Annotated in this window: 18 protein-coding genes and 1 other RNA gene; 6 read left to right on the plus strand and 13 right to left on the minus strand. The window is 61.9% G+C overall.

Features of this window, described 5'->3' with window-relative positions:
• Positions 1-18 precede the first annotated feature (18 nt).
• Positions 19-1,458: a helix-turn-helix domain-containing protein gene (locus tag G455_RS0107730; RefSeq protein ID WP_028093168.1), complete on the plus strand. Its 1,440-nt coding sequence runs from the start codon at positions 19-21 to the stop codon at positions 1,456-1,458.
• A gap of 379 nt (positions 1,459-1,837) precedes the next feature.
• Here the strand turns inward: G455_RS0107730 and G455_RS0107735 are convergent, their stop codons facing one another.
• Genes G455_RS0107735 through G455_RS0107745 form a run of 3 tightly spaced genes read right to left on the minus strand, consistent with a single transcriptional unit; the run spans position 1,838 to position 8,589 of the window.
• Entirely contained in the window at positions 1,838-4,858 is a 3,021-nt protein-coding gene (locus G455_RS0107735; RefSeq protein WP_035366384.1) for a type I restriction endonuclease subunit R, read from the minus strand.
• Positions 4,859-4,912: 54 nt separating this feature from the next.
• Complete coding sequence (locus G455_RS0107740) at positions 4,913-6,196, minus strand: restriction endonuclease subunit S (protein ID WP_028093170.1); 1,284 nt, start codon at positions 6,194-6,196, stop codon at positions 4,913-4,915.
• A complete protein-coding gene (locus tag G455_RS0107745; protein WP_028093171.1) occupies positions 6,193-8,589 on the minus strand; it encodes a type I restriction-modification system subunit M in 2,397 nt (798 codons plus the stop codon). The genes G455_RS0107740 and G455_RS0107745 overlap by 4 nt, the downstream gene beginning before the upstream one ends.
• A 103-nt stretch (positions 8,590-8,692) precedes the next feature.
• On the opposite strand from G455_RS0107745, the gene G455_RS0107750 reads away from it, so the two are divergent.
• Both G455_RS0107750 and G455_RS0107755 read left to right on the plus strand, forming a co-directional pair.
• Positions 8,693-9,175, plus strand: coding sequence for an IS5 family transposase (locus tag G455_RS0107750; protein ID WP_407636241.1), 483 nt, complete (start codon positions 8,693-8,695; stop codon positions 9,173-9,175).
• A gap of 166 nt (positions 9,176-9,341) precedes the next feature.
• Entirely contained in the window at positions 9,342-9,947 is a 606-nt protein-coding gene (locus G455_RS0107755; protein ID WP_028093173.1) for a hypothetical protein, read from the plus strand.
• Positions 9,948-10,762: 815 nt separating this feature from the next.
• Here the strand turns inward: G455_RS0107755 and G455_RS0107760 are convergent.
• From G455_RS0107760 to G455_RS0107770, 3 genes are all read right to left on the minus strand, one after another.
• Positions 10,763-11,404: a LysE family translocator gene (locus G455_RS0107760; RefSeq protein WP_028093174.1), complete on the minus strand. Its 642-nt coding sequence runs from the start codon at positions 11,402-11,404 to the stop codon at positions 10,763-10,765.
• A complete protein-coding gene (locus G455_RS23640) occupies positions 11,401-11,796 on the minus strand; it encodes a YqcI/YcgG family protein (protein WP_051312282.1) in 396 nt (131 codons plus the stop codon). Before G455_RS23640 ends, G455_RS0107760 begins: the two co-directional genes overlap by 4 nt.
• A gap of 628 nt (positions 11,797-12,424) precedes the next feature.
• The gene (locus tag G455_RS0107770) at positions 12,425-14,713 is read right to left on the minus strand and encodes an adenosylcobalamin-dependent ribonucleoside-diphosphate reductase (RefSeq protein WP_028093175.1); all 2,289 of its coding nucleotides are present in this window, start codon (positions 14,711-14,713) and stop codon (positions 12,425-12,427) included.
• A 195-nt stretch (positions 14,714-14,908) separates the two neighbouring features.
• On the opposite strand from G455_RS0107770, the gene G455_RS0107775 reads away from it, so the two are divergent.
• Complete coding sequence (locus G455_RS0107775) at positions 14,909-15,340, plus strand: DUF1489 family protein (RefSeq protein WP_028093176.1); 432 nt, start codon at positions 14,909-14,911, stop codon at positions 15,338-15,340.
• A 194-nt stretch (positions 15,341-15,534) separates the two neighbouring features.
• On the opposite strand, the gene hisG is transcribed toward G455_RS0107775, so the two are convergent.
• The 4 genes from hisG to G455_RS0107795 all read right to left on the minus strand — a co-directional run bounded on the left by hisG (position 15,535) and on the right by G455_RS0107795 (position 19,819).
• Complete coding sequence (gene hisG / locus G455_RS0107780; RefSeq protein ID WP_028093177.1) at positions 15,535-16,227, minus strand: ATP phosphoribosyltransferase; 693 nt, start codon at positions 16,225-16,227, stop codon at positions 15,535-15,537.
• Positions 16,224-17,312, minus strand: a complete 1,089-nt coding sequence (locus tag G455_RS0107785) for an ATP phosphoribosyltransferase regulatory subunit (RefSeq protein ID WP_028093178.1) — start codon at positions 17,310-17,312, stop codon at positions 16,224-16,226. The genes hisG and G455_RS0107785 overlap by 4 nt, the downstream gene beginning before the upstream one ends.
• Complete coding sequence (hisS, locus tag G455_RS0107790; RefSeq protein WP_028093179.1) at positions 17,312-18,811, minus strand: histidine--tRNA ligase; 1,500 nt, start codon at positions 18,809-18,811, stop codon at positions 17,312-17,314. The genes G455_RS0107785 and hisS overlap by 1 nt, the downstream gene beginning before the upstream one ends.
• Before the next feature lie 204 nt (positions 18,812-19,015).
• Positions 19,016-19,819 carry a crotonase/enoyl-CoA hydratase family protein gene (locus G455_RS0107795; RefSeq protein ID WP_028093180.1) on the minus strand — a complete coding sequence of 268 codons (804 nt, stop codon included), beginning with the start codon at positions 19,817-19,819 and terminating at the stop codon, positions 19,016-19,018.
• Between the two features lie 132 nt (positions 19,820-19,951).
• Here G455_RS0107795 and G455_RS0107800 point away from each other — a divergent pair, with 132 nt between their 5' ends.
• A complete protein-coding gene (locus G455_RS0107800) occupies positions 19,952-20,146 on the plus strand; it encodes a SlyX family protein (protein ID WP_028093181.1) in 195 nt (64 codons plus the stop codon).
• Between the two features lie 257 nt (positions 20,147-20,403).
• Here the strand turns inward: G455_RS0107800 and dnaE are convergent, their stop codons facing one another.
• The 3 genes from dnaE to nudC all read right to left on the minus strand — a co-directional run bounded on the left by dnaE (position 20,404) and on the right by nudC (position 25,496).
• Positions 20,404-23,931 (minus strand): DNA polymerase III subunit alpha, encoded by a 3,528-nt coding sequence (gene dnaE, locus G455_RS0107805; RefSeq protein ID WP_028093182.1) that lies wholly within the window; start codon positions 23,929-23,931, stop codon positions 20,404-20,406.
• A 71-nt stretch (positions 23,932-24,002) separates the two neighbouring features.
• Positions 24,003-24,473 carry an SRPBCC family protein gene (locus G455_RS0107810; protein ID WP_028093183.1) on the minus strand — a complete coding sequence of 157 codons (471 nt, stop codon included), beginning with the start codon at positions 24,471-24,473 and terminating at the stop codon, positions 24,003-24,005.
• A 39-nt stretch (positions 24,474-24,512) separates the two neighbouring features.
• Positions 24,513-25,496: an NAD(+) diphosphatase gene (gene nudC, locus G455_RS0107815; protein WP_028093184.1), complete on the minus strand. Its 984-nt coding sequence runs from the start codon at positions 25,494-25,496 to the stop codon at positions 24,513-24,515.
• 404 nt (positions 25,497-25,900) lie between these two features.
• Between nudC and ffs the strand changes: the two genes are divergently transcribed.
• Positions 25,901-25,997: signal recognition particle sRNA small type (gene ffs, locus G455_RS25975), an RNA gene on the plus strand.
• Positions 25,998-26,150 lie beyond the last annotated feature (153 nt).

Here is a 26,150-nt window from a genome sequence, read left to right on the forward strand (position 1 = left end):
AGGTCTGTAAGGTTTGTCATGTCGGAACGCGGCGAAAAACTGATCATCGGGGCGCGGCTCAAGCGGCTGCGGCGCACATTGGGGCTGACCCAGGCGCAGATGGCGCAGGATCTGGGCGTCTCGCCCAGCTACATCACCCTGATCGAGGCGAACCAGCGCCCGGTCTCGGCCAAGCTGCTGGTGCGGCTCAGCCAGGTCTACGACTTCTCGGCCGGAGAGATCGCGGGCGGCGGCGATCTGCAACTGCAGGCGGATCTGGAGGCGGCGCTGAAGGATCCGCTCTTTGCCGAAACCGTCCCGCGGGCCGAGATCGAGGAGGTTGTGAACGCCTCCCCCGCGCTGGCGCGCGGGCTGCTCAGGCTACATGAGAAATACCGCGCCATGGCGATGGCCGCGATTTCCGAGGAGAACCCCTTTTCCGACCGCGACAAGGTGGAGCTGCTGGAACAGACGGTGCGCCCGGTGGACGAGGTGCGGGCGCATTTCCATGTCCGACACAACCATATCGACGCGCTCGACCGCGCTGCCGAGGCGCTGGCCGACGATCTGGCGATCTGGCGGACCGAGCCGCAGATCGTGCTGAACGACCGGCTGCGCGAGGTGCACGGCTATCGCGTCCGCATCCTGCCGCAAGACGTCATGCCCGGCCAGCTTCGCCTGCTGGACCCGCACCGCAAGCACCTGAACCTGTCGGAACGGCTGGACCAGCCCGGGCGACGGTTCCAGATCGCGGTGCAGCTGGCGCGGCTGGAGTACGACGATCTGATCGCAGCCGAGGCTGCGGCCGCCGGCGTCTCCGACGCTGCTCTGCCGCTGGCGCGGGCGAGCTTTGCCAATTACTTCGCCGCCGCTCTCTTGATGCCCTATCGCCGGTTTCTCAGGGCGGCGGAGGGGGCGCGCTATGACGTTGAACTGCTGTGCCAGCGCTTCGGCACCAGTTTCGAGCAGGTGGCGCATCGCCTCACCACCCTGCAACGGCCCGAGGCGCGCGGTGTGCCCTTCTTCTTCGTGCGCATGGACCGCGCCGGCAATGTGTCGAAACGGTTCAGCGCCGGGCGCTTTCACTTCTCGAAATTCGGCGGCTCCTGCCCGCTCTGGAACATCCACAGTTGTTTCGAGACGCCCGAGCGGGTGCAGACCCAGGTGATCGCCATGCCCGACGGCACCACCTATTTCTCGGTCGCGCGCACGGTGACGCGGCAGGTCGGCACCTATGCCAGCCCGGCGGCGCGTTTTGCCATCGGGCTGGGGTGCGACATCGCCTATGCGCCGCGGCTGATCTATGCGCAGGATTTGGACCTGGAGGCGGTGCAGCCGGTGCCGATCGGGGTGAACTGCTATCTCTGCGAACGGCCCGATTGTCCGTCCCGGGCCTATCCACCGATCAACCGGCCTTTCAGCTTTTCCGAACGCTCCCGCGGCGTGTCGAGCTTCGGTTTCGCACCAGACACAGAATAGCTGTACTGGCAGAAGTTCATTGGTCTTTTTCAGGTCAATCGGCGTCGCAAACAACCGATCGAAGCCCTCGCGCCGAGCTAGGCTCCAGACCCATTGATTTCAGGCTCCCGGCATGTTTCAGGCCCCGCAAGGAGACCTGATCGACGAGCGACCACACAAACCGCGCAGGACCGTAGCGACACATCCAAGCCAACATAATGTTCCATTCGAAATCTCCCTTGTTCACAGATTTCCTGTGATCCTATCGGGAGCTCGACCTCAGTTCAGGGTCAGCCCAATTACGCATGCTCTGGGCCCAATGCCATCGAGCCAACGGCTAGGCTCAAACCCGCAGACCATCGTTTTAGCCGTGGACCCCAAGAGGGCAGGTCAATGCCGATTAGCCCACGCTCTTCGCGAGCGCTTCCTTGACGCTTTGATAAAGCGAAGACCGGAACGCCTCGTCCTGGCTATGAAGCTTGTAAAGTTCCAACTCCTCTTTCCGCCGCTTAAGCATAACTTCCTTCATGATCTTATCGAACGCCAGGTCGCGACTGTATGGATCAGGGTTTCCATCGAACTTCTCTTCGAAGTCTGGATGAGCCTGAACACTCTCCACAATATTCAAGAACTTGATCCGCTGTTCTTCCGGTGTAGCGCCCCAGCCTTGGAACCAACGCTCGTTGAAGCTGCGGATGATCTCTTCGAGCGGGTCCTCCTGCACCTCTCCTTCGCGGTAGCCGCGGGGATTGGGGTTCTGTGGCTCTAGTTCTGCTTCCGAAGTGTCCAGGTCGATGGCGTGGTTCAGCTTGGTCCTCTCCAGCCCATACGACGACAGGTCAACCGCCTCGAGCAGCTCATCCAGGGCGTCCTGGTTGGGGTCCTGGATGTTCAGCTTCGGCACCAGGAACTTCAGGAACCAGAACAGCTTCTCCCACGCCAATACTTCAAAGGGCATGATCGCGGCCATCTGCCCATAGATCTTCACGAATTGTTTGGCCTTGATCTTGAAATCGATCTTCTCGGGATCATCCAGCTCCAGGCCATTGTTGAAGCGTTCAGCGGCGCTGTCGATCAGCGGGCTTAGCTTCTCGGCATCCTCGCCGTCGAAGAACCGCGTGCAGAATTCCTCGACCTCGGACCATTCGTACACGCCAACATCGTCCAGGGATGCCTTCAGCTCGTGCAGAACGTTGACGTCCGTCGCCTCGGACAGGGTCGTCACGGTGAAGAAGGGATCGAAGGCGGCTTTGATGTCTTCCGTCGAGTTGAAGAAGTCGAGCACGAACAGGTCCTCGGTCCGCTTGCCCAGCTTCGGCGAGGACCGGTTCAACCGGGACAGGGCCTGAACCGCCAGCACTGATTGCAGCTTCTTGTCGACGTACATCGCGCAGAGCTTCGGCTGATCGAAACCGGTCAGATACTTGTTCGCGACGATGAGCAGCCGATACTCGTCTTTGTCGAACTCGCTCCGCGTCTTGTCTTCGGCCACACCGTTCATGTCGGCCTCGGTGTACTTGACCCCATCGACCTCTTTCTCGCCCGAGAAGGCGATGAGCGCCTTGAACGGGCTACCGCGCTTGGCAAGCTCCGCCTGGACGGCCTTGTAGTACCGGATCGCCATCTCGATGTTCTGCGTGACGATCATCCCCTTGCCCTTGCCGCGCAGCTTCTTCGGGTTGACCACGTTGTCGATGAAGTCATCGACAATGATCTCGGCCTTGGTGTTGATGGTCTGCTGGCTCCGCTCGACATAGGCGCGCAGCTTCTTCTGCGCCTTGGATGTGTCGAACAGGGGATTGTCCTCGATGGACTTCTGGATCTCGTAATAGCCCTTGTAGGTCGTGTAATTCGCCAACACGTCGAGGATGAACCCCTCTTCGATCGCCTGCTTCATGCTGTACAGGTGGAAGGGGCGGAAGCGGTCGTCAGGTTGCTGCTCGCCGAACTTCTCCAGGGTGATCGGCTTCGGCGTCGCGGTGAAGGCAAAGTAGGACGCATTGCCGCGCATCTTGCGGGCCTGCATGGCCGCGACGATCTTGTCCTGCGCGTCATCTTCGTCCGGGTCGCCGCCCATTGCCTGGTTCATCTTGTCACTGGCGATGCCGCTCTGGCCGCTGTGGGCCTCGTCGATGATCACGGCGAACCTCTTGTCGCCAAGGTCAGCGATCCCGTCGATGATAAAGGGGAACTTCTGAATCGTCGTGATGATAATCTTCTTGCCATTCTCCAGCGCCGCCTTCAGGTCCGAGGACTTCAGGGCCGGCGCGACGATGTTCTTGACCTCGGAGAAGTCCTTGATGTTGTCGCGCAGCTGCTTGTCCAGCAGGCGGCGGTCGGTCACGACGATCACGCTGTCGAACAGCGGGGCGTCCAGCGCCTTGGCGCCCGGCAGGCCCAGTTCCGCCGGGTAGGTCTCGATCAGCTGGTAAGCGGCCCAGGTGATGCTGTTGGATTTCCCCGAACCGGCAGAGTGCTGGATCAGGTAGCTGTGCCCCACGCCCGTCTCTGCGGCGTGGGAAAGAAGCTTCCGGACCACGTTCAACTGGTGGTAGCGCGGGAAGATCAGCGTCTTCTTCGCCAGCGGGTCGGTCTTCTTTCCCTCCAGCAGGACGAAGTGCTGGATGATCCCGGCAAGGCTCTCCGGTTGCAGCACCTCTTCCCACAGGTAGGCCGTCTTGTGGCCGTTCGGGTTCGGCGGGTTGCCCGCGCCTTCGTTGTGGCCCTTGTTGAACGGTAGGAAGAAGGTCTTGGCCCCGTCCAGCTTCGTCGCCATCCACACCTCGTCGGTGTCGGCGGTCATGTGGACCAGCACCCGGCCAAAGCGCATCAGGGTCTGGTTCGCATCGCGCTCGCGATACTGCTTCTGGCCGTGGTAGCGGGCGGTCTGGTGGGTCCAGGCGTTCTTCAGCTCCAGCGTTACCAGCGGCAGCCCGTTGAGGAACACCACCATGTCCACCGATTCATTCGGGTTGGCTGTGCTGTGATGGACCTGCCGGGTCACGCTCCAGATGTTGGCGGCGAAGTTGTCGTGGACCTTTTGCGCCGAGCTGGCCAGCGGCGCGGGGTACATCAGGGTGAAATGCGCGTTGTCGACGGGCAGGCCCTTCTTCAGGACGTGCAGCAGGCCCTTGGACCTGATCAGCTTGTCGAGCTGGCCGGTGATCTTGGCCTGCCAGTCGGCGGGGTTGTGGCTCTTGAGCTTGTCGAGGTCCCTGGACTGTGTGGCCTCGAGGAACTCCCAGAACTTGGCGCGGTCGAGCGCGAGGGGCGCGTCGAAGTCCGACGCTTGGCCGATGCGGAAGGGGCCGGTCTCAGTAGCGGCCCCAGCGGCCAGCTCTTCGGAGCTCGCGCCGCAGAGCCGTCGTTCGATGGCCTGTTCGAGGGCGATTTCCTTGGTGTTGCTGACCGCGACATTCATGGGGCTTCTACTCTCACGTCCTGGCACCCGGGGCCCCGTTCTGGGGCCGGGCGCTTACAATACCTTGATCTTTCCAGTCACCGCTGCGTTGATCAAGCTCGTCTTGTATTCCCGCAATGCGGTGATCTGGGTTTCTTTGAGGGTAATGGCATCGCCAATCCGCTTCTTTGTCGCTTCGACGAATTCGACGATATGCTTTTGTTCATCTGCTGGTGGGACGACCACGAAGCGATGCGCGAGGTTATTGAAACGAATGCGGACGGCGCGCTGGCGCACCGCATTACAGATCACCTGAATGTACCGTGCCAGCGCCATCTCGCGCAGAAGGTAGGCAAAGTATTGCTGGGAAAGCCCATCTTGGATTGGGTCGCAGATAACGTACTCAGGAGTGCATTTCCCATCAGACTCCGAGACGCCAATTGCCCCCTCAAAAGCGTCCATGGAGTTCAGCACAAGCTGACCCACTCGGATGCCTTGATAACCGCCTTCGATGATGGCTTCGGTGAAACCTTCGAGGCGACGGTTCGACCGGAGCGTGACTTGCCCGTCGCGGAAAGAGGTCACGACTTCATCGCCAGGTCGAACGGGCAACCGGCTCTGCTCGAACAGGTATTTGAAGCGTTGGGCCTCCCAATGCGCGGGGATCTGGCCGATCCAGTCGATGCCGCTGTCCTTCATGGGGGCGGCGGGGTTCAGGCCGCGGGTGACGGCCTGCTGGATCAGGATCTGCCTGCGCTCGGCCAGTAGCCTGATCTGCTCCTCCTTGATCCGCACCGCCTCGTCAATCGTCGCGCATTTCCCATCCAGGAACGCCGCAATGGCGCGTTGTTCCTCGGGGCTGGGGATTGGCAGGCGAAGGTACTTGAAGTCCTCATACGACAGGTTCTGCCGCAGGCCAGAGCCAAGTGCGTAGAAGACCTTCTTCACGTCATAGGAGTGCAGGAGGTAGTGCAGGAACTTCGGGTCGATATCGGCCTTTGGGCGCAGATTGATGTAGGCTGAGGTGATGATCCCTGTATTACGCGCGAGACCAGTGCGGAGGCTGGTCATGTCGTTCTGGAGATCGGTTCCCCGGATGATGATGTCACCGGGCTGCACGACTTGGTAGGTTTCGAAGCTTTCAGGGACAAGGCCGGTCAGCTTGTCTTCATCCTTCACGATCACGCGGCCATAACTGAGGGAAAGCACGGTGCTCTCCTTCATGCCGGTGTTCTTCTCCTTGCTTTCGTAGAGGCACTGGCGACCGGGTTCGACCGACCAAGTCGATGGCACCTCGCCAATCCAATCAATGCCGCTGTCGATGTAGCTTTCATGTTGGGGATATGCCGCGATGTTCATTCCGCCGGCTCCAGCTTGGTCGCGACCTCGACGCCAAGGATGTCGGCGATCAGCCCGTCGGCCTTTTCTTCCAGGGCCAGGATGTCCTGCGTCACCGCTTCGAGGCTGCGCAGCGGCTTGTGGCGGTAGAAGTACTTGTTGAAGCTGATCTCGTAGCCGATCTTCACAGAGTCGAGGTTGATCCAGGCTTCCTCAACATGTGGCTTTACCTCCGCCAGGAAGTAGCGGTGGATGTCGTCCTTCAGCGGCACGCTTTCCGCGTCGCGCAGGTCAGAGGTGCTCTCGTAGGTCAGGTAGCTGCCGTCCGCTTGCCGGTACCAGCCGAAATCGGCCAGATCGCCCGCTGCGCAGCCCAGATGCGTGGTCAGATCCTCGACCTCCGCCCCGGTCAGCTTGTGCTTCCTGGCGATGACCTTCTTGGCGGTCTCGTCGTACCAGCTGACGGCGTTCAGGATGGCGTTCTTCTCGGTCACACCCAGCTTGAACTTGCGCGCCTTGATCGCGGCGTTCACCGCCTTGCGGAAGGCGTTGAAATCGTCGGTCTCCTCAAGGCCGACATCGCCCATGATCTGGGTCGCCGTGGCCAGCAGGTCGCGCAGCTTGATCCAGTACTTGGTATCGGTCAGTTTGCCCCTAGCCTTGGCATTCAGGGTGATGCCCTGTTCCTCGCACCAGGCCATGATTGCCTTGGTCTGCTCCTTGAGGAAGCCCGGCTGATAGACCTGATCACCATGCTCGCCATAGAGCCATTCCATCGGCTCGCGCAGCGACTTGTCGAAACGCAGAGGCGCAAGGCGTTCGGCGCTGAAACCCGCGCGGCGGCGGTCCGGGCGTTCGATGGTGACCTTGTGGTAGCCGAAGTCCGCGTTGTCGAAGACCTGCACGGCGATGCCGGTGGGATCGTTGTTGGCATCCATCTCGCGCTCCATCGGGGCAAAGGCGAGGAAGGCGTCGGTGATCTGCTGGATATGCGCGTCCGAGAACTCGCAGTTCTTGTCGCCCAGGTTCTTGCGCAGCTTGCGATAGAGCAGGTTGGCGTCGATCAGCTGCACCTTGCCCCTCCGTCCCTCGGGCTTGGCGTTGGACAGGAGCCAGATGTAGGTGGTGATGCCGGTGTTGTAGAACAGGTTGTTCGGCAGCTGGATGATGGTGTCGAGCCAGTCATTCTCGATGATGTAGCGGCGGATGTTGGATTCCCCGCTGCCCGCGTCCCCGGTGAAGAGGCTGGAGCCGTTGTGGACGGACGCGATGCGCGAGCCGAGCGGGCTGGTGCCCGTGGGCTTCATCTTGCTGACCATCTCCATCAGGAACAGCAACTGCCCATCCGAGGAGCGCGGCGTGGCGTCCATGACTTGCTTCTTGCCCCAGTAGTCAGCCAGCTCGACCTGGAAGCGGGGGTCGATGACGTCCTTGCCGTCCTTGATGTACTTGACCTCGCTGTTCCAGCTTTTGCCGTAGGGCGGGTTGGACAGCATGAAGTCGAAGCGGTTGGCCGAGAATTCGTCGGTCGAGAGGGTGGAGCCCACGCGGATGTTCGCAGGGTCATTGCCCTTGATCATCATGTCCGATTTGCAGATCGCGTAGGTCTCGTCGTTGATCTCCTTGCCGTAGAGGTAGACGTCAGCGTTGGTCCGGATCGGACCGCCCGGCTCCTTGATGTAGTTCTGCGCCTCGGTCAGCATTCCGCCCGACCCACAGGCCGGGTCATAGATCGTGATGACCGGAGGCAGCTGATCCTTGATCGGGTCGAAGATGAGATGGGTCATGAGGTGGATCACCTCGCGCGGGGTGAAGTGTTCCCCGGCTTCCTCGTTGTTCTCTTCGTTGAACTTGCGGATCAGCTCCTCGAAGACGTAGCCCATGCCGAGGTTCGACAAACCGGGCAGCGTGTTGCCATCCGGGTCTTCGATGTTGTGAGGGGTCAGGTTGATCCAGGGGGAGACGAACTTCTCGATGACGTCGAGGAGAACCTGCTTCTCGGCCATGTGGCGCATCTGTTCGAACAGCTTGAAGCGGCCGATGATCTCTTTGACGTTGTCGCTGAAGCCGTCGAGGTAATCCTCGATATTGGCGAGCAGGATCTGCTGGTTGTTGGTGGCGGTGCCGTGCAGCTTCTTGAGGGTCCATTGGCTGGTGTTGAAGAACACGTAGCCTGAGGCATCCTTGAGCGGCTCATCGTCCAGCTCCGTCGAGCCTGGGTCCTCTCGCTTCTGATACCTGACTTCTTCCAGAACAGCGGCCTTGGTCGGCTCAAGCAGCGTGTCGAGGCGGCGCAGGACGACCATCGGCAGGATGACATCGCGGTATTTACCACGCACGTAGACGTCGCGCAGGCAGTCGTCGGCGATGCGCCAGATGAAGGAGACAAGGCTGTTGTGGGAAGTCTGGTTCAATGGAGGGCCCCAAAAGGTATTCGCGCGACTGTAGTCGCTTTGAGAACAGGGATAAGGGTAAGTGTCTGGCGCGGCAATGGAGCCCAAGGCGTGACATACGTTGATGTGCTCTCAAAACCCGGACGGTCTGCGAAGCTTCCATGAGGGAAAGCAACAAGGTCTCGGCCATTCACGCGGCGGCTTCACGACCAAGATCCACCTCCGCGTCAACGCCGCAGGCCTGCCCATGAGGTCGGACATCTCGCCGGGCCAGACGTCAGACTATCTGGGCTTCGATCTGGTCATGGACGACAACTTGCCCGAACCGAGCGTCCTGTTGGCGGATCACGGATATGGCTCTGACAAGGTTCGAGAAAACATGGAAGCGCGCAACGTCGTGCCGTTCATCCCGATGCGCAAGTCCCGAAAGCTGCGCATCGCCGTGGATCGCACCCTCTACCGATTGCGCAACCTGGCCGAGCGCTGCTTCAACAAACTGAAGAACGCCCGCCGCGTCGCCACCCGCGACGACAAGACCGCCGAGAGCTTCCTGAGCTTCATCGACATCACGTCGATCCGCCTCTGGCTCCGCCATTTGTCAACATGACCTAACACCACGGACTTTTTGCAATTAATTATTTCGCCTCAGGCTACCTCCAGCCATTTAATGCCCAGTTATCCACAAATTCCGCACGCCATTCCCACCAGGCGCATACGTATTTTCCAAGTGTCATCTTATAATTCTTGGTGAGCCAGAAACACCGAGGACCGACATGAACACCAGAACCCTCTTCATCATCACCGCAGCTATGGTCTCCATGACTGCTGCCCAGACGGCATTCGCACAGGAGGCTGCGCAACTCGGCGCCAAGGTTGATCCGGGCACATCCGTCACACTGGACAAACATGGCGTCTGCAGGGTGATCACGAACAACGGGGAAACCCCGATCATGGTCCCAGCCAATCTCCCAAGAGAATGGTATCTGGGATCAAACTCCTTCCTGAAGAATCTTTCCAGAATGGACCAGGTCTCGGTCAGCAGCTGTGGCTTTGATCTAAACATGGATAGCCCATATACATACATGTGCGGCGGCACCGCCAGCCCAGCAGCAAACTTGGCTTGCGCCAATACTTTGGGGCGTCTCCCAAGAGAAGCAGAAGAAGCTGGATATTACGTGCGAGGCGTGGCCGTCAGCCAAATCGAAAATTATGGAATGACGTTTTCCTGGTTCCAGACGCCGGATCAAAATTACGAAACCCTCAGCGCCGTGTGCGGAAATTCAGACCTGGCTCCGGAACCTGGCGTCTACTGGACGATGATCTGGACCGGAGACGCTTTTGACCCACACATGATTGGGGCCGTCTTCGAGTGCAGTTGACCCTGTGGTCGATTACATTCCTTCGGTAGTTGCCAGCATGTCGACAGGCCCCCATGGGGCGCTTGTCGCCTGCGCGTTCAGCGACTGACCTCCAGACAGACCCTCCTCGCTGAGAGCAATTACCCGACGCCGCCAGAAGACGGCCCGGAAGCAACCCTCCCGCCAAGGCAGTTCGCCGACCACAAACTCATGGAAGGGGGCGATGCGGCCTACTCAGTTGAGAAGCATATGCCCGGTCATAGCCTCTGCCCTGGTCAACATCCGGGACAGATGCCGCAGATTGAGTTCACAGGAACACGCAACGCCGGTGAGCGAAACCCTTCCAGGCTTTCTGGCGGAGGCCATGGCCCAACATACGTGACCAGTCGAGGCATCACTCGCCGCCTGCACTCTCAGAGAATGTCTCGGAAGGGCTCCAAGCCTTCATGCGGCGCTGCGGCAGGTCGCGTGATCAGCCTGGCAGAGTAAATGTGACGCTCCCGGCCCAAACCGGACTTTCATGATTTAGGCAGCTGAAGGCAGCTTCGAGCCCAGATTGACATCTCTCGGGTTGCAATGCCCGCGCGCAACGGAAAAGCTGATGGCATGGCGCAGTCTTCATTCTCCGTCCGCCCCGTGCGCCTGGAACACATTCTCCACCAGGTCGAGCCCGACCGTGATAATCTCCGACATGACTGGCCACCATTGTGGATCATCGCAGCCCCACCTTGGTACATTGATGCCGACGGGCGCGGTCGGTCACATCATCAGAGCCCCGCTGACATGACATTGACAGTTGTCGGTGGTCTTTTGCGGTAGAGGTTTCGGCTTATCATTTAACGGGGCACAGAGAGCAACTCGTTGAGAGAGTAGGCAAAGCCTGCGATGGCGACACAGAGCAGGAATCCTGCGGAGATCTGTGAGATCCGATGCGCCTGGCGGCGGAACACGCTGGTGTGGATGACGGCGGCGTAGCTGACGAGGATCGCAAAGTCGAAGAAAATCCAGAGCACAGTCAGAATGATGAGACTGATCTCGTGTCGGCTGGTGATGCCGACGAATTGCGGGAAGAAGGCGACGAAAAACAGGATGTCCTTCGGGTTGGAGATGCCAACAAGAAACCCGTGCAACAGAGGAGAGGAGCCGCGTCGTGCCATCCCCAATTCCTCTGTGGGATCTGTTTCCTGCGAGGTCGGCCTGTGACGAAACGACTGAATGGCCATCCAGGCGATGAACAGGCAGCCGATAAGACTGACCCAGGTCAGCATCCTCACGTTGATGGTCATCAGGCCGGAAATCACCAGAGCAGCTGCGCCGATCAGGAAAAGCGAGGCCCAGTTGGTTCCGAATACGGTGAGCACGGCCTGACGCAACCCGCGCTTTGCGGCCGTGTTGAGAACGAGTGCGACAACGGGGCCAGGGGTTGCGATCAGCAAGACGATGGAGGTCAAGTAGACCGACAGAAGCGTAAGGTTCATGAGGGCTCGACCTCTCTGGTTCGAGTGCGCATACGGAAGGGGCAAATGGTTTTCGGCGGACTATGCTCCTCGGCTAACTGGTACTGTCGCCATTCGAGGTTGCTGTGGCTACCGAAGAAGCCAAGCGCATCGGGAACCGGCGCAGCGTTATACCTTTCGACGCGCTTGCGAATCGTCTGACGCACCCGGATACCCTTGCGGCTGTTCCGATTGGCGATCAGATCGAAGTTTTCACGCGGATTGATGACGAAGGTGATGTAGGCTCCAAGGTTGCGGCTTTTCAGGGTCACATGACCCGGGCAACTCATGTTGATAAACAATTGCACCCCGTCGAAACAAAAGCTCCAGAGACTGTCCTCGGGATCAATGGGGACGTTGGAAGGCCAGTCCACTCCACTGTTACCGCTTCTAGCTTGCTCGCGCTGTCTAACAGCTTCAGGGCCGAACGAACTGCCCAAAGTTCATGATATACATCACCAGTGTTGGAGCCTCGTGCTCCGCCAAAATCCAGATCGCTACTCATTTGACAAATCTTCCGCGATACCGAGCCAACTTGTTTTCATCCGAAAGTTAGCACTACACGTTCAGGAAAAAACAGAGCATCCTTGACATTATTCAGCTCAGATAGCCCTCGACATGCCGCCCCCCGCTGCACTGCAGTACCTCTATCATAATAAGAATTTACATGGACGGCGGCTTTGGCTGACACCAGCCGCGATCAAAGGCAAGATAGACGGGGCAATGGGCCGCTTCCTGACGAACTAAGATCTGAAGTCGCGGAACTGCATCCACATACTTCGCCTGCCTTCCCTCATACGATCCGACCACGCGCAACGAAGGTCGACTTTGCCTGCCGCACCCGCAGAGTACGACTAGGCGTCGGCACAGCCAGGTATGCAAACGGCCTCGGGTACTCACTCCCCGAGGCCGTTTCTTTATCATCTCAGCCAAAACGAGCTTTTGAGACGTTTAGGTCATGTCGTCTGAACCGCCACAACAACTATTAGATCAGTCAGACACTCACCCACATTTCGAATAGCCGCAGCTGGCGCAGGTCATGCAGCCTTCGATCATGCGCATGTCGTATTGGCCGCAGCTCGGGCAGGCCTTGCCGCGCGGGGTGTCGAGGTTGACGACCTCTGCCTTGGGGTCACTTTTCAACCCCATGCCCTCGCCCTCCAGGAAGCCGGTCGTAACCATATGCCGCTCGATCACCCCGCCGATCGCCGCCAGCATCGAAGGAATATATTTCCCCTGTACCCAGGCACCGCCGCGCGGATCGAAGACGGCCTTCAGCTCCTCGACCACGAAGCTCACATCGCCGCCGCGGCGGAACACGGCGGAGATCATCCGCGTCAGCGCCACGGTCCAAGCGTAATGCTCCATGTTCTTCGAGTTGATGAAGACCTCGAAAGGCCGGCGCCGGCCGGCGATGACGATATCGTTGATGGTGATATAGATCGCATGTTCGCTGTCGGGCCATTTCAGCTTGTAGGTATGGCCTTCCAGCGCCTGCGGCCGATCGAGCGGTTCGGACATATAGACCACCTCGGCCCCCGCCTCAGTAACGCCGGCACCCTTGGCCTGCGCCTCGCCCGGGGCGGCTTCGGATGTCTCCGACACGCTCAGCACCGACCCGGTCACATCGTTCGGCCGGTAGGTGGTGCAGCCCTTGCAGCCGGTTTCATAGGCCTGCATGTAGACGTCCTTGAAGGCGTCGAAACTGATATCCTCGGGGCAGTTGATGGTCTTGGAGATCGAGCTGTCGATCCATTTCTGCGCCGCCGCCTGCATCTTGACGTGATCAGCAGGCGCCAACGTCTGGGCGTTGACGAAATAATCGGGCAATTCCGCATCGCCCTTCAGGTCACGCCACATCTGCACCGCGTAATCGACCACCTCTTCCTCGGTCCGGCTGCCATCCTTCTGCAGCACCTTGCGAGTATAGGCATAGGCGAAGACCGGCTCGATCCCGCTCGAGACATTGCCGGCATAAAGGCTGATGGTGCCGGTCGGAGCGATCGAGGTCAAAAGCGCGTTGCGAATGCCATGTTCGGCGATGGCGGCGCGCACATCTGCATCCATATGGATCAGCGAGCCGCTCGCCAGGTATTTCTCCGCATCGAACAGCGGGAAGGCGCCCTTCTCCTTCGCCAGTTCAGCCGAGGCAAGGTAAGAGGCGCGCGCGATCTGATGCAGCCATTCCTCGGTCTGCGCCGCAGCCTCGTCCGAACCATAGCGCAGCCCCAGCATCAACAGCGCATCGGCCAGCCCCGTGACGCCGAGGCCGATCCGCCGTTTGGCCTGCGCCTCGGCCTCCTGCTGCGGCAGCGGGAATTTCGACACGTCGACCACGTTGTCCATCATCCGCACCGCAACGGCAACCAGATCAGAGAGTGCCTCGAGATCAAGCGCCGCCTTCGGCCCGAAGGGGTCGGAAACCAGCCGCGCCAGGTTGATCGACCCCAGCAGACAGGCGCCATAGGGCGGGAGGGGCTGTTCGCCGCAAGGGTTGGTGGCGGCGATGGTCTCGCAATAAGCGAGATTGTTCATCTTGTTGATACGGTCGATGAAGATCACGCCGGGTTCAGCATAATCATACGTGCCGCGCATGATCTTGTTCCACAGATCGCGCGCCTGCAGGGTGTGATAGACCTTGCCGCCGAACTGCAGCTCCCAGGGGCCATCGACCTTGACCGCCTCCATGAAGGCGTCCGTCACCAGCACAGAGAGATTGAACATCCGCAGCCGCGCCGCATCCTGCTTTGCGGTGATGAACTGTTCGATATCCGGGTGATCGCAGCGCATCGTCGCCATCATCGCGCCCCGGCGCGACCCCGCCGACATGATGGTGCGACACATCGCATCCCAGACATCCATGAAGGACAGGGGGCCTGAGGCATCCGCCGCCACCCCCTTCACCTCAGCCCCGCGCGGCCGGATGGTCGAGAAATCATAACCGATGCCGCCGCCCTGCTGCATGGTCAGCGCCGCCTCTTTCAACATGTCGAAGATGCCCGACATCGAATCGGGCACCGTCCCCATGACGAAGCAGTTGAACAACGTCACCTCACGGGCGGTGCCGGCACCGGCAGTGATGCGCCCGGCGGGCAGGTACTTGAAATCCTCCAGCGCTTCGAAGAACCGCTGCTCCCAAAACTCGGGGTCTTGCTCCACCCGCGCCAGATCGCGGGCAATCCGGCGCCAGCTGTCTTCGACAGTGACGTCGATCGGCTCCCCATCGGCGGATTTGAAGCGATACTTCATATCCCAAATCTGTTCAGCGATGGCGGCAGCGAAACGAGTCATGGCAGTGGTCCTTGGCAGAGGTCTTTGATCAGCGGCGAGGAAACCCAAGATACAACATCCCGGCGGGGAATCATAACGCGGATAACCATCGCGGTGCCGCGCAATGCCACTCAATCACCGGGAAGGGAACCCACAACAGTTTGAAGTCCTGACCTGAGAGACTACAATATACGGACAAGAAAGGGAAAGACTCACTTGAGCGACAGTATCAATCTCATCAAGCTATGTGTCGGCGCCGAACAGGTGCAGGATCTGCTGGACTGGCAAGCCGAAACCCGCCTGCGCTGGCCCGACGGGCTGCCACGCCATATCACCCGCATGTGGCCGAAGCGCGCGACGGAACTGCTGAACGGCGGCTCGCTCTACTGGGTCTTCAAGGGCGAGGTGCTGGCGCGTCAGCGCGTCCTGCGACTGGAGGAAGCCCAGGGCTCTGACGGCATCCTGCGCTGTGCCATCGTGCTCGATCCTGAGGTGATCCTGACCCGCACCGCCCCCCGCCGCCCGTTCCAGGGCTGGCGCTATCTCAAACCGGAGGAGGCCCCAGCCGATCTGCCAGACGGCCATCAGGCCGAGGATGATCTGCCCGATGACCTCAGCCGCGCGCTGGCTGAAATCGGTGTGCTCTGAACCTTCTCACCCGATCGGGGGGGCTCTGCCCCCACCGTGCCTGACGGCACGCCTCCCCCGGGATATTTCCAGCCAAGAAAAGCAGGAGGGCACATGGCCTGACCGCGGGTTCCGCCGGCATCGCGCCTTTTTCTGGCAAGAAATATCCCGGGGGGAGGCCGCAGGCCGTGGGGGCAGAGCCCCCCTGCCCCATCTCAGTGATCAACCCGGCGCAGGAAATCCGCCATCACCTCCTGATCGTCGCCGGTGCAAGGCGCGCCACGACTGCGCCAAAGCGTCGCCTGCGATTTCAGCACCAAACCGTCGCTCAGGATCTTCAGGTGATTCGCCCGCAATGTCTCGCCGGTGGAGGTGATATCGGCAATCGCCTCGGCGGTCTCATTCTTCACCGTACCTTCAGTGGCGCCCTGGCTGTCGACCAGCTGATAATCGGCCACGCCCGCATCCATCAGGAATTCCCGCACCAACCGGTGGTATTTCGTGGCGATCCTCAGCCGGAATCCGTGTTCGGCCCGGAAGGCGGCAGCAGCGGCATCCAGATCGTCGAGCGTGTCGACATCGACCCAGCAGCGCGGCACCGCGAGGATCAGGTCGGCCTGACCGAAGCCCAGGGGTGCGATCTCTTCGACCTGCTGTTCCCAGCGCGGCAGCTTGTCATGCACCAGATCGGTGCCGGTGACGCCGAAATGGATCCGCCCTGCCGCCAATTCGCGGGGAATCTCCCCGGCCGAGAGCAAGACCAACGAGACGCCTTCGATCCCCTCGACCGCACCGGAGTATTCCCGATCCGACCCGGTCCGGCTCAATTGGATGCCGTGACGGTCGAACCACTCAAAGGTCTTGTCCATCAGCCGCCCCTTTGACGGCACGCCCAGTTTCAGCGTCATTCTCCGCCCTCCTGCAGCGCAAGCATCAGCCCCGGGCGCAGCACACCACCCACGGCCGGAATTTCTGCCCCGTCCCCCAACGCCCGCGTCAGCGCGTCATAGCGCCCACCGCTGGCCACGGGGGGGAGATCAGCCCGACCCTCGGCATAGAATCCGAACACGAACCCATCGTAGTATTCCATCGAGGTGCGCCCATAGCTTGCCTCGAACTCAAGACTGTCGACATCGACACCACGCGCCGCCAGCGCTGCGGACCGCGCCTCCAACCGGTCGAGCGCCGGGGTAATCTGCGGCAGATCAACCGCCACGTCGCGCAATTGCTCCTGCGCGAAGGGCAATGTCTCACGCACCGCCAGCAGCGCTTCGAGCGCGGTCAGCTCGTGTTTGGAAATCGGTCCCGCCGCCGCATCCGCCTTCAGCACCGCGACCCGAGCCGCGATCTCGGACCGACCGCGCCGACCGATCACCGGACCGGCGGCCGCGAGAGGATCGGCCTCGGCCAACAGGGCATCGCGGGTCGGCGGCACCGGCGTGCGGCCGGCATAACGATCCAGCAACGCGCGAAACCGGCGCGGGCGCCAGATGTGCCGCATGAGCGCGGCCTTGCGCGCCGCAGTGGTGTTCAGCCCGGCGACCGCCGCAGTGAGGATGCCGATATCCCCCGTCGCGGCCCGCAGAGGCAAGCCCGACAAAGCCCCCGCGATAAGAGTAAAGACTTCGGCATCCGCCGCCGCAGGATCGTTTCGGTCGAAGACCTCATAGCCCACCTGGATATATTCATTGGCGCGATCCGGGTCATGCTCCTGGCGTCGGAACACCTCGCCCGCATAGGTATAGCGCGCCGGTTCCGCCCCATGGCTCATGTGCATCTGCACCACCGGCACGGTGAAGTCGGGGCGCAGCATCTGCTCCCCCCGCAGCGCGTCCGAGGTGACATAGGCGCGCCCACGGATATCCTCGCCATAAAGATCGAGCAGTAATTCCGCCGGCTGCAGCACCGGTGTCTCGACCGGCAGCGCGCCGGCCTGTTCGAAATAGGCGCGCAATTCGGCCGCGCGCGCCAAGGTCCTGGCCCGGTCTTCCATCAGCCCAGCCCACCCAGATCATGCGCTGCGAGGATGTCGCGCACCTTTGCGACCAGATCGCCGCGCGCCACTTCAAACTGGCTCGGGCGTTCCTTCCATTCCTCCAGCGTTGCGTTTTCGGCAATCTGCGCGCCCAGGATCAGATCCTTCACCTGGACAATGCCTGCAGCCTTTTCATCCCCGCCTTCGATAACGGCGACGGGGGAGTGCCGGCGGTCGGCATATTTGAGCTGGTTACCGAAGTTCTTCGGATTGCCCAGATAGACCTCGGCGCGGATGCCGGCCTGGCGCAGTTCGGACACCATGGCCTGATAATCGGCCATGCGGTCGCGATCCATCACTGTCACCACCACCGGGCCCACGTCATGGGCGGTCACCCGGCCCTTTTCGCGCAGCGCTGCCAGCAGCCGGTCGACCCCGATGGAAACGCCCACCGCCGGCACTTCCTGCCCGGTGAAACGCTTGACCAAGCCATCATAGCGCCCGCCGCCCGCGACCGAACCGAACTGCCGCTTGCGGCCCTTCTCATCGAGGATTTCAAAGGTCAGCTCAGCCTCGAACACCGGGCCGGTATAATAGCCCAAGCCCCGCACGACCGAGGGGTCGATCACGATCCGATCAACGCCATAACCACCGGCGGCCAGCAGATCGGCGACCTGCGCCAGCTCGTCCACACCCTCGGAGCCGATGGCGCTGTCGCCCACGGCGGCCCGCAGATTGGTCAGCGTCTCTTCCGCATCCGCGCCCTTGGAGGTCAGGAAGGCAATCACCGGTTCGGCCTGCGCATCGCTGAGGCCGACCCCGTCGATATAGGCGCCGGAAGCATCGAGCCGCCCCTTCCCCAAAAGCTCGCGCACGCCGGCTTCGCCGACCTTGTCGAACTTGTCGATGGTGCGCAACACGTCCGCCGCCTGGCCCTCGTCGGTCACGCCCATCGCCTCGAGCACGCCGTTCAGGACCTTGCGGTTATTGACCCGCACCAGATAGTCACCGCGCGGGATACCGACCTCTTCCAGCGTATCGGCCAGCATCGCGCAGATCTCGGCATCCGCCGCCATCGAGGCAGTGCCGACGGTATCGGCATCACATTGATAGAACTGGCGATAACGCCCCGGCCCCGGCTTTTCGTTACGCCAGACCGGCCCCATCGCAAAGCGACGGTACGGTGTCGGCAGATCGTTGCGGTGCTGGGCATAGACCCGTGCCAGCGGCGCCGTCAGGTCATAGCGCAGCGCCATCCAGTCGCCCTTGCCGTCCTCATCCGCCTCCTGCCAGGCAAAGACGCCCTCGTTCGGGCGGTCGACGTCGGGCAGGAACTTGCCCAGAGCCTCGACCGTCTCCACCGCGCTGCTCTCCAGCGCGTCGAAGCCATAGCGATGGTAGACCCCGGCGATCTTGCGCAGCATCTCGGTGCGCTGGGTAACTTCGGCACCGAAATAGTCACGAAAGCCCTTCGGCGTCTCGGCCTTGGGACGGGGGGTTTTCTTGGGCTTGGCCATCGCGGGCTCCTGCACAATAGATGTCGCGGCGGGGTCTATCCCATGCCCCCCCGGGGAGCAAGGCGGGCGCGCCGCTGGCAAGCGGCTCTGGCAGCCATTTCCCATGGTTTTCGGCAGATCAATCGCCGCTCGCGCCTCCTGCCCCACCCGAGCACCGCATTCGCAAGACTGAAAAGATCGCTTCCGGACGCCGGACGCCTCGTCTCAGAGTGCGGAGAAATCGCCTCCCCTCCCCTTGCCCGCAGCAAAGCGCGCGGCCCCGGCCCGACCCTCGGCGGAGAAGATGGCAGAAGACACCCATTCGCGCCGCAGGCCTGCGGCCAGATCGGCGGGCGGTATCCGCGCTGAGAGATGGTCCGCCAACAGACAGCCCTGCGGAAACCGCGCCAAATCCTGCGCCAGGGCCTTCGCCTCGGCCAGTGCCAGCCCCTCCGGCACCACCCGGCTGGCAAACCCCATCGCCTGAGCCTCTGCCGCCCCCACCGGCCGACCGGTCAGGATCAGATCATTGGCCCGCCCCTGCCCCAGGAGCCGTGGCAGCCGCACGGTGCCACCGTCGATCAGCGGCACGCCCCAGCGACGACAGAAGATCCCGGTGGTCGCGGTTTCGGCCATCACCCGCAGATCGCACCAGGCGGCAAGCTCCATCCCGCCCGCCACGGCATGGCCCTCGACCGCGGCGATCACCGGTTTCTGCAGCATCAGCCGCGACGGTCCCATCGGCCCCGGGATCGGATCGCCGCCCGGATCGCACCAGCCCACCGGAATATCGACCTCGGCGATCCAGGCATCCGCCGCGCCGGAGCCGGCGGATTTCAGATCGAAACCGGCGCAGAACGCGCCCCCGGTTCCGGTCAGGATCGCAACCGACAGCGTGTCATCCGCGTCGAAGTCGAGAAAGGCCTGAAACAGTGCCCGCGCCGTCTCAGGGTCGACCGCATTCCTTGCCTGCGGCCGGTCGATGGCGATGACCTGCACCGCGCCTTCGGTATCGATTGCAATGCCCATGTCACTCCTCCCCGTCTCCCAGGCATCAGCCTGCCGGCGCCACTGCCCCCGCGCAAGCGTTCCACCAACTGACGTTGCGCCCGAAGCGCCACTGTCCTATCCCGGAGCTGCCGCAACCCGAAGGAGGTGCCGATGCAGCATATCGAGGAAAAGCTCGCCCATCTGACCCGCACCGTCGAGGATCTGAGCGAGATCGTCGCGCGCCAGCAAACCGAGATCGACAAGCTGACCCGCCGGGTGCAGATGCTGATGGAACGCGAAGCCCAGCGCGAAGCCGAAGGTTCCGGCGGTGTCATCTATGGCGACGAACGTCCGCCGCATTACTGAGGCCCAACTGCCCCCCAGTCCCGATATCACGTGATGATGGGGGCTCTGCCCCCGGCCCGCTTACGCGCGCCTCCCCCGGGATATTTCAACCAGGTCGAAGGTGTGAACCTCGGCCCCGGGGCTAGGCTATATCCTCCAGCCGCGTTTCTGCCTGCCTTCGATCTGGCGACAAATATCCTCGGGGGTGAATTGGCCCTGCAGGGGCCAAGAGGGGGCAGACAGCCCCCTTCCCCGCACAGAGCGGCCGGGCGGCGGCATCAAAGTTCCTCCACCGACATGACCCCTTCGACGTTCTTCAGGGCCCCCTTGATCTCGGGGTTTAGGGTAAAATCCTGCCCCAGTTCCATTTCCACCTCGCCAGGTAGCCCCGGATCCATCAGGCAAAGCTGCACCGGGCCCTTGGCGGTGGCCCCGCGCGCAGCCCGGGCGGCGTCCTCGAGGATCGCAGCCACGGTCTCGACCGCGCCGGGGCTTTCCAGGAACACCCGCAGACCGGTCGCCCCGGCCTGCGCGACGACATTTTCCACCGGAACGACGCCGCGAATGGTCGGGTCGAACTGGCCATCGTGGAACCGCGCCTCCAGCGTCGCCACCACCTTGTCGGTCTTCTCGAAGACCGCGCGTGCAGGGCCGAATTCCTCGGACTTGGGGAACATGGCAATGCCCGAAAGCTGGCCGGAGCTGTCAGAGATGTTCATGCGGAAATAGCGCGTGCCCTTGGAGCTTTTCATCTCGCGGAAACCCGAGACCATCACCCCGACCTTGACGATGGCGCCGCCGTCGCGTTCGGCCTTTTCCTGCGCCTCGGCCAGGGTGGCGATGCCCTTGCGTTTCAACGCCGCGGCATAATCGTCGAGCGGGTGGCCGGAAAGGAAGAAGCCGATCGCCTTCTGTTCCTCCATCAGCCGGTCGACCGCCATCCAATCGTTAACCTGGGCCAGGTGCGGCTCCGGCAGATCGTCGCCCGCCTCCCCGAAGAGAGAGACCTGCGCCGAATGCTTCTGCTCCTGGATCGCAGCCGAATAGGCCACCAGCCCGTCCAGGCTTTCGAACACCCGCCGGCGGTTCTGGTCGAGCTGATCGAAGGCGCCGGCACGGGCAAGCATTTCCAGCGACCGCTTGCCGACTTTCTTCATGTCGACCCGCCGCGCGAAATCATAGAGCGAGGCAAAGAGCTTGCCGCCCTCCTCGCGCGCCTGCACGATAAGTTCCATCGCCTCGTGACCGACGTTCTTCAGCGCGCCCAGCGCATAGACCAGCTTCTGATCGACGACATCGAAAGTCGACAGAGACCGGTTCACGCAGGGCGGCACCACCTCAATCTCGAGCCCGTGCTTCACCTCTTCCATGTAGATCGACAGCTTGTCAGTCAGATGGATATCGCAGTTCATGATGCCGGCCATGAATTCGACCGGGTGGTTCGCCTTCAGCCAGCCGGTCTGGTAGGACACCACCCCATAAGCCGCCGCGTGGGATTTGTTGAACCCGTAGTTGGCGAATTTCTCCAGCAGGTCGAAGACCTCGGAAGCCTTCTTCTTGTCGACGCCGTTCTTGGCGGCGCCGGCTTCGAACTTCGGACGTTCGGCGTCCATCGCCTCCTTGATCTTCTTCCCCATGGCGCGGCGCAACAGGTCGGCACCGCCGAGCGAATAGCCCGCCATCACCTGGGCGATCTGCATCACCTGTTCCTGATAGACGATGATGCCCTGGGTTTCGGCCAGGATATGGTCGATCGTCGGGTGCACCGATTCAAGCGGTTTGCGGCCGTGCTTCACATCGCAATAGGTCGGGATGTTTTCCATCGGGCCAGGGCGATAAAGCGCCACGAGCGCGACGATATCCTCGATGCAGGTGGGTTTCATCTGCCTGAGCGCGGTCATCATGCCCGAGCTTTCGACCTGGAACACCGCGACCGTCTTGGCCTCGGAATAAAGCTTGTAGGTCCTCTCGTCATCAAGCGGAATGGCGTTGATCTGGTTCTCCGCCCCCGGGGCGGGTTCATAAAGCTGGGTGCCATCCGGCGCCACATGCAGGGGCCGGCCCGACTTGAAGATCAGATGCATCGCATTCTGGATCACCGTCAGCGTCTTCAAACCCAGAAAGTCGAATTTCACCAGACCGGCCTGTTCGACCCATTTCATGTTGAACTGGGTCGCCGGCATGTCCGAGCGCGGATCACGGTAGAGCGGCACCAGTTCGTCCAGCGGCCGGTCGCCGATCACCACGCCTGCGGCGTGGGTCGAGGCGTTCCTGAGCAGCCCCTCGACCTGCTGGCCATAGGTCAGCAACCGCTCGACCACTTCTTCGTTGCGGGCCTCCTCGCGCAGGCGGGGCTCATCCTCGAGCGCCTGCTTGATCGACACCGGCTTGACGCCTTCGACCGGGATCAGCTTGGACAGCCGGTCGACCTGGCCATAGGGCATCTGCAGCACCCGGCCGATGTCGCGCACCGCCGCCTTGGACAGAAGTGCACCGAAGGTGATGATCTGCCCCACCTTGTCGCGGCCGTATTTCTCCTGAACGTAGCGGATCGTCTCTTCGCGCCGGTCCATGCAGAAGTCGATGTCGAAGTCGGGCATCGACACCCGTTCCGGGTTGAGGAAGCGTTCGAACAGCAGCGAATAGCGCAACGGATCAAGGTCGGTGATGGTCAGCGCATAGGCGACGAGCGAGCCTGCGCCCGATCCCCGCCCAGGGCCGACCGGGATGTCGTGTTCCTTGGACCACTTGATGAAGTCGGCCACGATCAGGAAGTAGCCCGGAAACCCCATGCTTTCGATGATGCCCATCTCGAAGGCGAGGCGCTTTTCGTATTCCTCGACTGGCGCGGCATGGGGGATCACGGCCAAGCGTTTTTCCAGGCCTTCCTTGGCCTGGCGGCGCAATTCCTCAACCTCGTCATCGGCGAATTTCGGCAGGATCGGCGCGCGTTTATAGGCCATGAAGGCGCATCGGCGCGCAATCTCCACAGTGTTCTCGATCGCCTCGGGCAGATCGGCGAACAGCGTGATCATCTCCTGCTGCGACTTGAAATAGTGCTGCGCGGTCAATCGGCGGCGCGGCGCGGCCTGGTCGACATAGGCGCCCTCGGCGATGCAGATCAGCGCGTCATGCGCCTCGTACATGTCGGTGGCGGGGAAATAGACGTCATTGGTGGCGACCAGCGGGATATCCATCGCATAGGCCATCTCGACAAAACCGCGTTCTGTCAGCCGCTCGGCCTCGGGCTGACCATCCTCGCCCGGATGGCGCTGCAGCTCGATATAAAGCCGGTCGCCGAACATCCCCTGCAGCCGGCGCATCAGCGCCTCGGCCTCGTCGCGGCGGCCTTGCTGCAACAACTGGCCGACCGGGCCGTCCGGCCCGCCGGAGAGGCAGATCAACCCGTCGCAATGCTGCCCCAGATCTTCAAGCGTGACATGGGGCACCTGGCCGTCGTCGCGCAGATAGAGGCAGGAGTTGAGCTTCATCAGATGCTCGTACCCGGTCTCGGATTGCGCCAGCAGCACCAGCGCCCCGATCGAGGGGCCCTGCTGGCGGCTGGTCGGGTCGGCCTCTTCGAAGGCCAGATCGACCTGACACCCCTGGATCGGCTGGATACCGGCCCCTGACAGGGTGACCGCGAGTTCCAGCGCCGAGAACATGTTGTTGGTGTCGGTGACCGCGACCGCCGGCATCTCCATCTTCTCGCACAGGGCGGGGAGCTTTTTCAGCCGCACCGCGCCTTCGAGAAGAGAGTATTCGGTATGGGTTCTGAGGTGAATGAATCGGGGGGAGCTGCTCATGCCGCGACCTTAACTACAGCCGCCGCCCGGCTCAATCGCAAGGCGGCAGCCGCTCCCGGTTTCTTGCCGGATTACAGACGGCGCGGTCTGCCGGTCTCGATGCTCTTGGCAAAATCAGCGGTCTTCTGCTTGAACCGCTTGGTCAGATTGGACTTGGCAAGTTTCAGCGACTGCAGGAACAGGCGCGCCGACAGCGTCTTGGGGGCCAGATGCAGAACCATCCCCATCCGCGTCCGCTTCGGCGACAGCGCCACCAGGTCGATGGTCAGGGTCCCGATCAGGCCGAAGCTTTCGGATTCGAACCGCATGTTGCTCGGCGCCTCGTAATCGCAGAGCTTCAGGTGAAGATCGCGCCGCTTGCCACGCAGATCGAAGGCCGCATCCCAGGCCATGCCGGCCCGGATCGTGTTCAAGTCCTCGTCAACGCGCCGCACCTCGATGCCTCGGCGGATTGCAGAACGTTCAAAAGCCTCAAATTCACTTAGTGCGGCGAAAACCGTATCGACGGGGGCGTCAATATCTTCCTTGCTCGAAAACTGCATGCCTGGTCCATGTTCAATATCCTGAGCGCAAGTCTCCCTTTAATCCAGGGTGTCCGCAAGCCAGTTTTGCAGCAGGAAATGCGCAATTGCCCCCTTGCGTGCGGGTTTGAGCAAAGGGTGTTCACCCGCGAAAGCCGCCATCATCTCGGACCGCCCGACCCACATCGCGTCCTCGATTTCCTTCGGATCGACCGTGATCTCCTGCGTCAGCGCCTCACCGATGCAGCCGAACATCAAAGAGGCCGGAAACGGCCAGGGCTGGCTGGCCAGATAGCGGACGCGACCGACCCGGACACCGGCCTCCTCGAACACCTCACGGCGCACCGCGGCCTCCATCGTCTCTCCCGGTTCGATGAAGCCCGCCAGCAAGGAATACATCCCCTCGGGCCAATTGGGCGACCGCCCCATCAGCACGGTGTCGCCACGGGTGACAAGCATGATCACCACCGGATCCGTGCGCGGGAAGTGATGGGTGCCACAGGCAGGGCAGTCACGCTGCCAGCCGGCCTGTGACACCACACTTTCCTTGCCGCAGGCGGAACAGAAACGGTGACTGCCATGCCAGCCGATCACCGCCTTGGCAGTGGCGGCAAGCTCAGCGTCGCGCGGGCCGAGCCGCGTCATTGCACGGCGCAATTCGACAAAGGCAGTATCGTCGGGCAAATCCGGATGGTGTTGCTCTGTCGGATCGAAGAAGGCCCCGAGCGCGGCCAGGTCCACCTCTTCGGGGCTCCAGCCCGACAGATCGACGGCAAAGCGTGGCGCTCCATCGTCTTCGAGCCCCAGAAACATCGGCTCGGACAACACCCCGCCATAATCGGCGGTCAGTACCGGGTGATCCATCTCCAGCAGCGCCAGTTCGCAAAACCCCTCGCCGCAGAGCAAGGGCTTGCCACGCCAGACCGGCAGGCAACGCGCGGTCGCGTCCCGTCGCAGCACCGCCAGCCGGTCCCGATCACCGCGAATTTCCGCCGCACGGTTCAAACCCGATCCACCAAAGGTCACCTGTTCCGCCGTTTTCATACCCTGCCTCTCACCAATGTTCTCCGCCCCGTTTTCTGCGCTCTTCCACGCGCCGATGCAACACGGGCCGCTTGTCCTGTTGGCCCGTCACGTCACACCGCGCGAGGTGCGGTTCCGCCGCAGCCAGCCGACCATGTGCTCGCGCCCAGCGAACCGGAACAGCCGAACCGGAGCTCCGACCGCTCAAGCCGGTCCTACGCTCCGGCGACATGCATGGCAGCACTGGCGAATTGATCATCCCGCCACGGCCACAAGCGCAAAAGGCTTAACCGAGAGGAGACGCGCCTGCCTCCCCCGACGCGACAGGGCACCAGGACGGCCCCGTTGGACATTCTGTCCCAGCCAACACCCCCAGCGCCCAGGCGGCCTTGCCATCCGCCCCCCACCCCACTATGTAGTCCGGCGAGAGGTTGGCGCGGGCGAGCGCCTCGCCAACCCGGTCAGGTCCGGAAGGAAGCAGCCGTAACGAGCCCCGCTTGGGTCGTTGTCCAGCCTCTCACCTCATCCCCTCAGCTTTCCAGCCAACAGATCGTGTCAGCGCGAATCGCTGGCCGACCGGGCCGCGCGCGGAACGCCGGGGAGATTTTTCCTCAAAGAAAATTCCCAGGAAAATTCAGAATTAAATTCTGAATTTTCCGCCCAGCCCCACGTGGG

This window comes from Pseudodonghicola xiamenensis DSM 18339 (assembly GCF_000429365.1).
In the GTDB taxonomy this organism is placed as follows: domain Bacteria; phylum Pseudomonadota; class Alphaproteobacteria; order Rhodobacterales; family Rhodobacteraceae; genus Pseudodonghicola; species Pseudodonghicola xiamenensis.

Bases quoted from the DNA above. Each gene is read 5' to 3' on its own strand.
- G455_RS0107785 (WP_028093178.1), bottom strand. From the start codon at position 17,312: ATGGAAGACCGGGCCAGGACCTTGGCGCGCGCGGCCGAATTGCGCGCC.
- G455_RS0107730 (WP_028093168.1), top strand. From the start codon at position 19: ATGTCGGAACGCGGCGAAAAACTGATCATCGGGGCGCGGCTCAAGCGG.
- hisS (WP_028093179.1), bottom strand. From the start codon at position 18,811: ATGGCCAAGCCCAAGAAAACCCCCCGTCCCAAGGCCGAGACGCCGAAG.
- G455_RS0107755 (WP_028093173.1), top strand. From the start codon at position 9,342: ATGAACACCAGAACCCTCTTCATCATCACCGCAGCTATGGTCTCCATG.
- G455_RS0107795 (WP_028093180.1), bottom strand. From the start codon at position 19,819: ATGGGCATTGCAATCGATACCGAAGGCGCGGTGCAGGTCATCGCCATC.
- G455_RS0107740 (WP_028093170.1), bottom strand. From the start codon at position 6,196: ATGAACATCGCGGCATATCCCCAACATGAAAGCTACATCGACAGCGGC.
- G455_RS0107800 (WP_028093181.1), top strand. From the start codon at position 19,952: ATGCAGCATATCGAGGAAAAGCTCGCCCATCTGACCCGCACCGTCGAG.
- dnaE (WP_028093182.1), bottom strand. From the start codon at position 23,931: ATGAGCAGCTCCCCCCGATTCATTCACCTCAGAACCCATACCGAATAC.
- G455_RS0107750 (WP_407636241.1), top strand. From the start codon at position 8,693: ATGTGCTCTCAAAACCCGGACGGTCTGCGAAGCTTCCATGAGGGAAAG.
- G455_RS0107770 (WP_028093175.1), bottom strand. From the start codon at position 14,713: ATGACTCGTTTCGCTGCCGCCATCGCTGAACAGATTTGGGATATGAAG.
- nudC (WP_028093184.1), bottom strand. From the start codon at position 25,496: ATGAAAACGGCGGAACAGGTGACCTTTGGTGGATCGGGTTTGAACCGT.
- hisG (WP_028093177.1), bottom strand. From the start codon at position 16,227: ATGACGCTGAAACTGGGCGTGCCGTCAAAGGGGCGGCTGATGGACAAG.
- G455_RS0107735 (WP_035366384.1), bottom strand. From the start codon at position 4,858: ATGAATGTCGCGGTCAGCAACACCAAGGAAATCGCCCTCGAACAGGCC.
- G455_RS0107760 (WP_028093174.1), bottom strand. From the start codon at position 11,404: ATGAACCTTACGCTTCTGTCGGTCTACTTGACCTCCATCGTCTTGCTG.
- G455_RS0107810 (WP_028093183.1), bottom strand. From the start codon at position 24,473: ATGCAGTTTTCGAGCAAGGAAGATATTGACGCCCCCGTCGATACGGTT.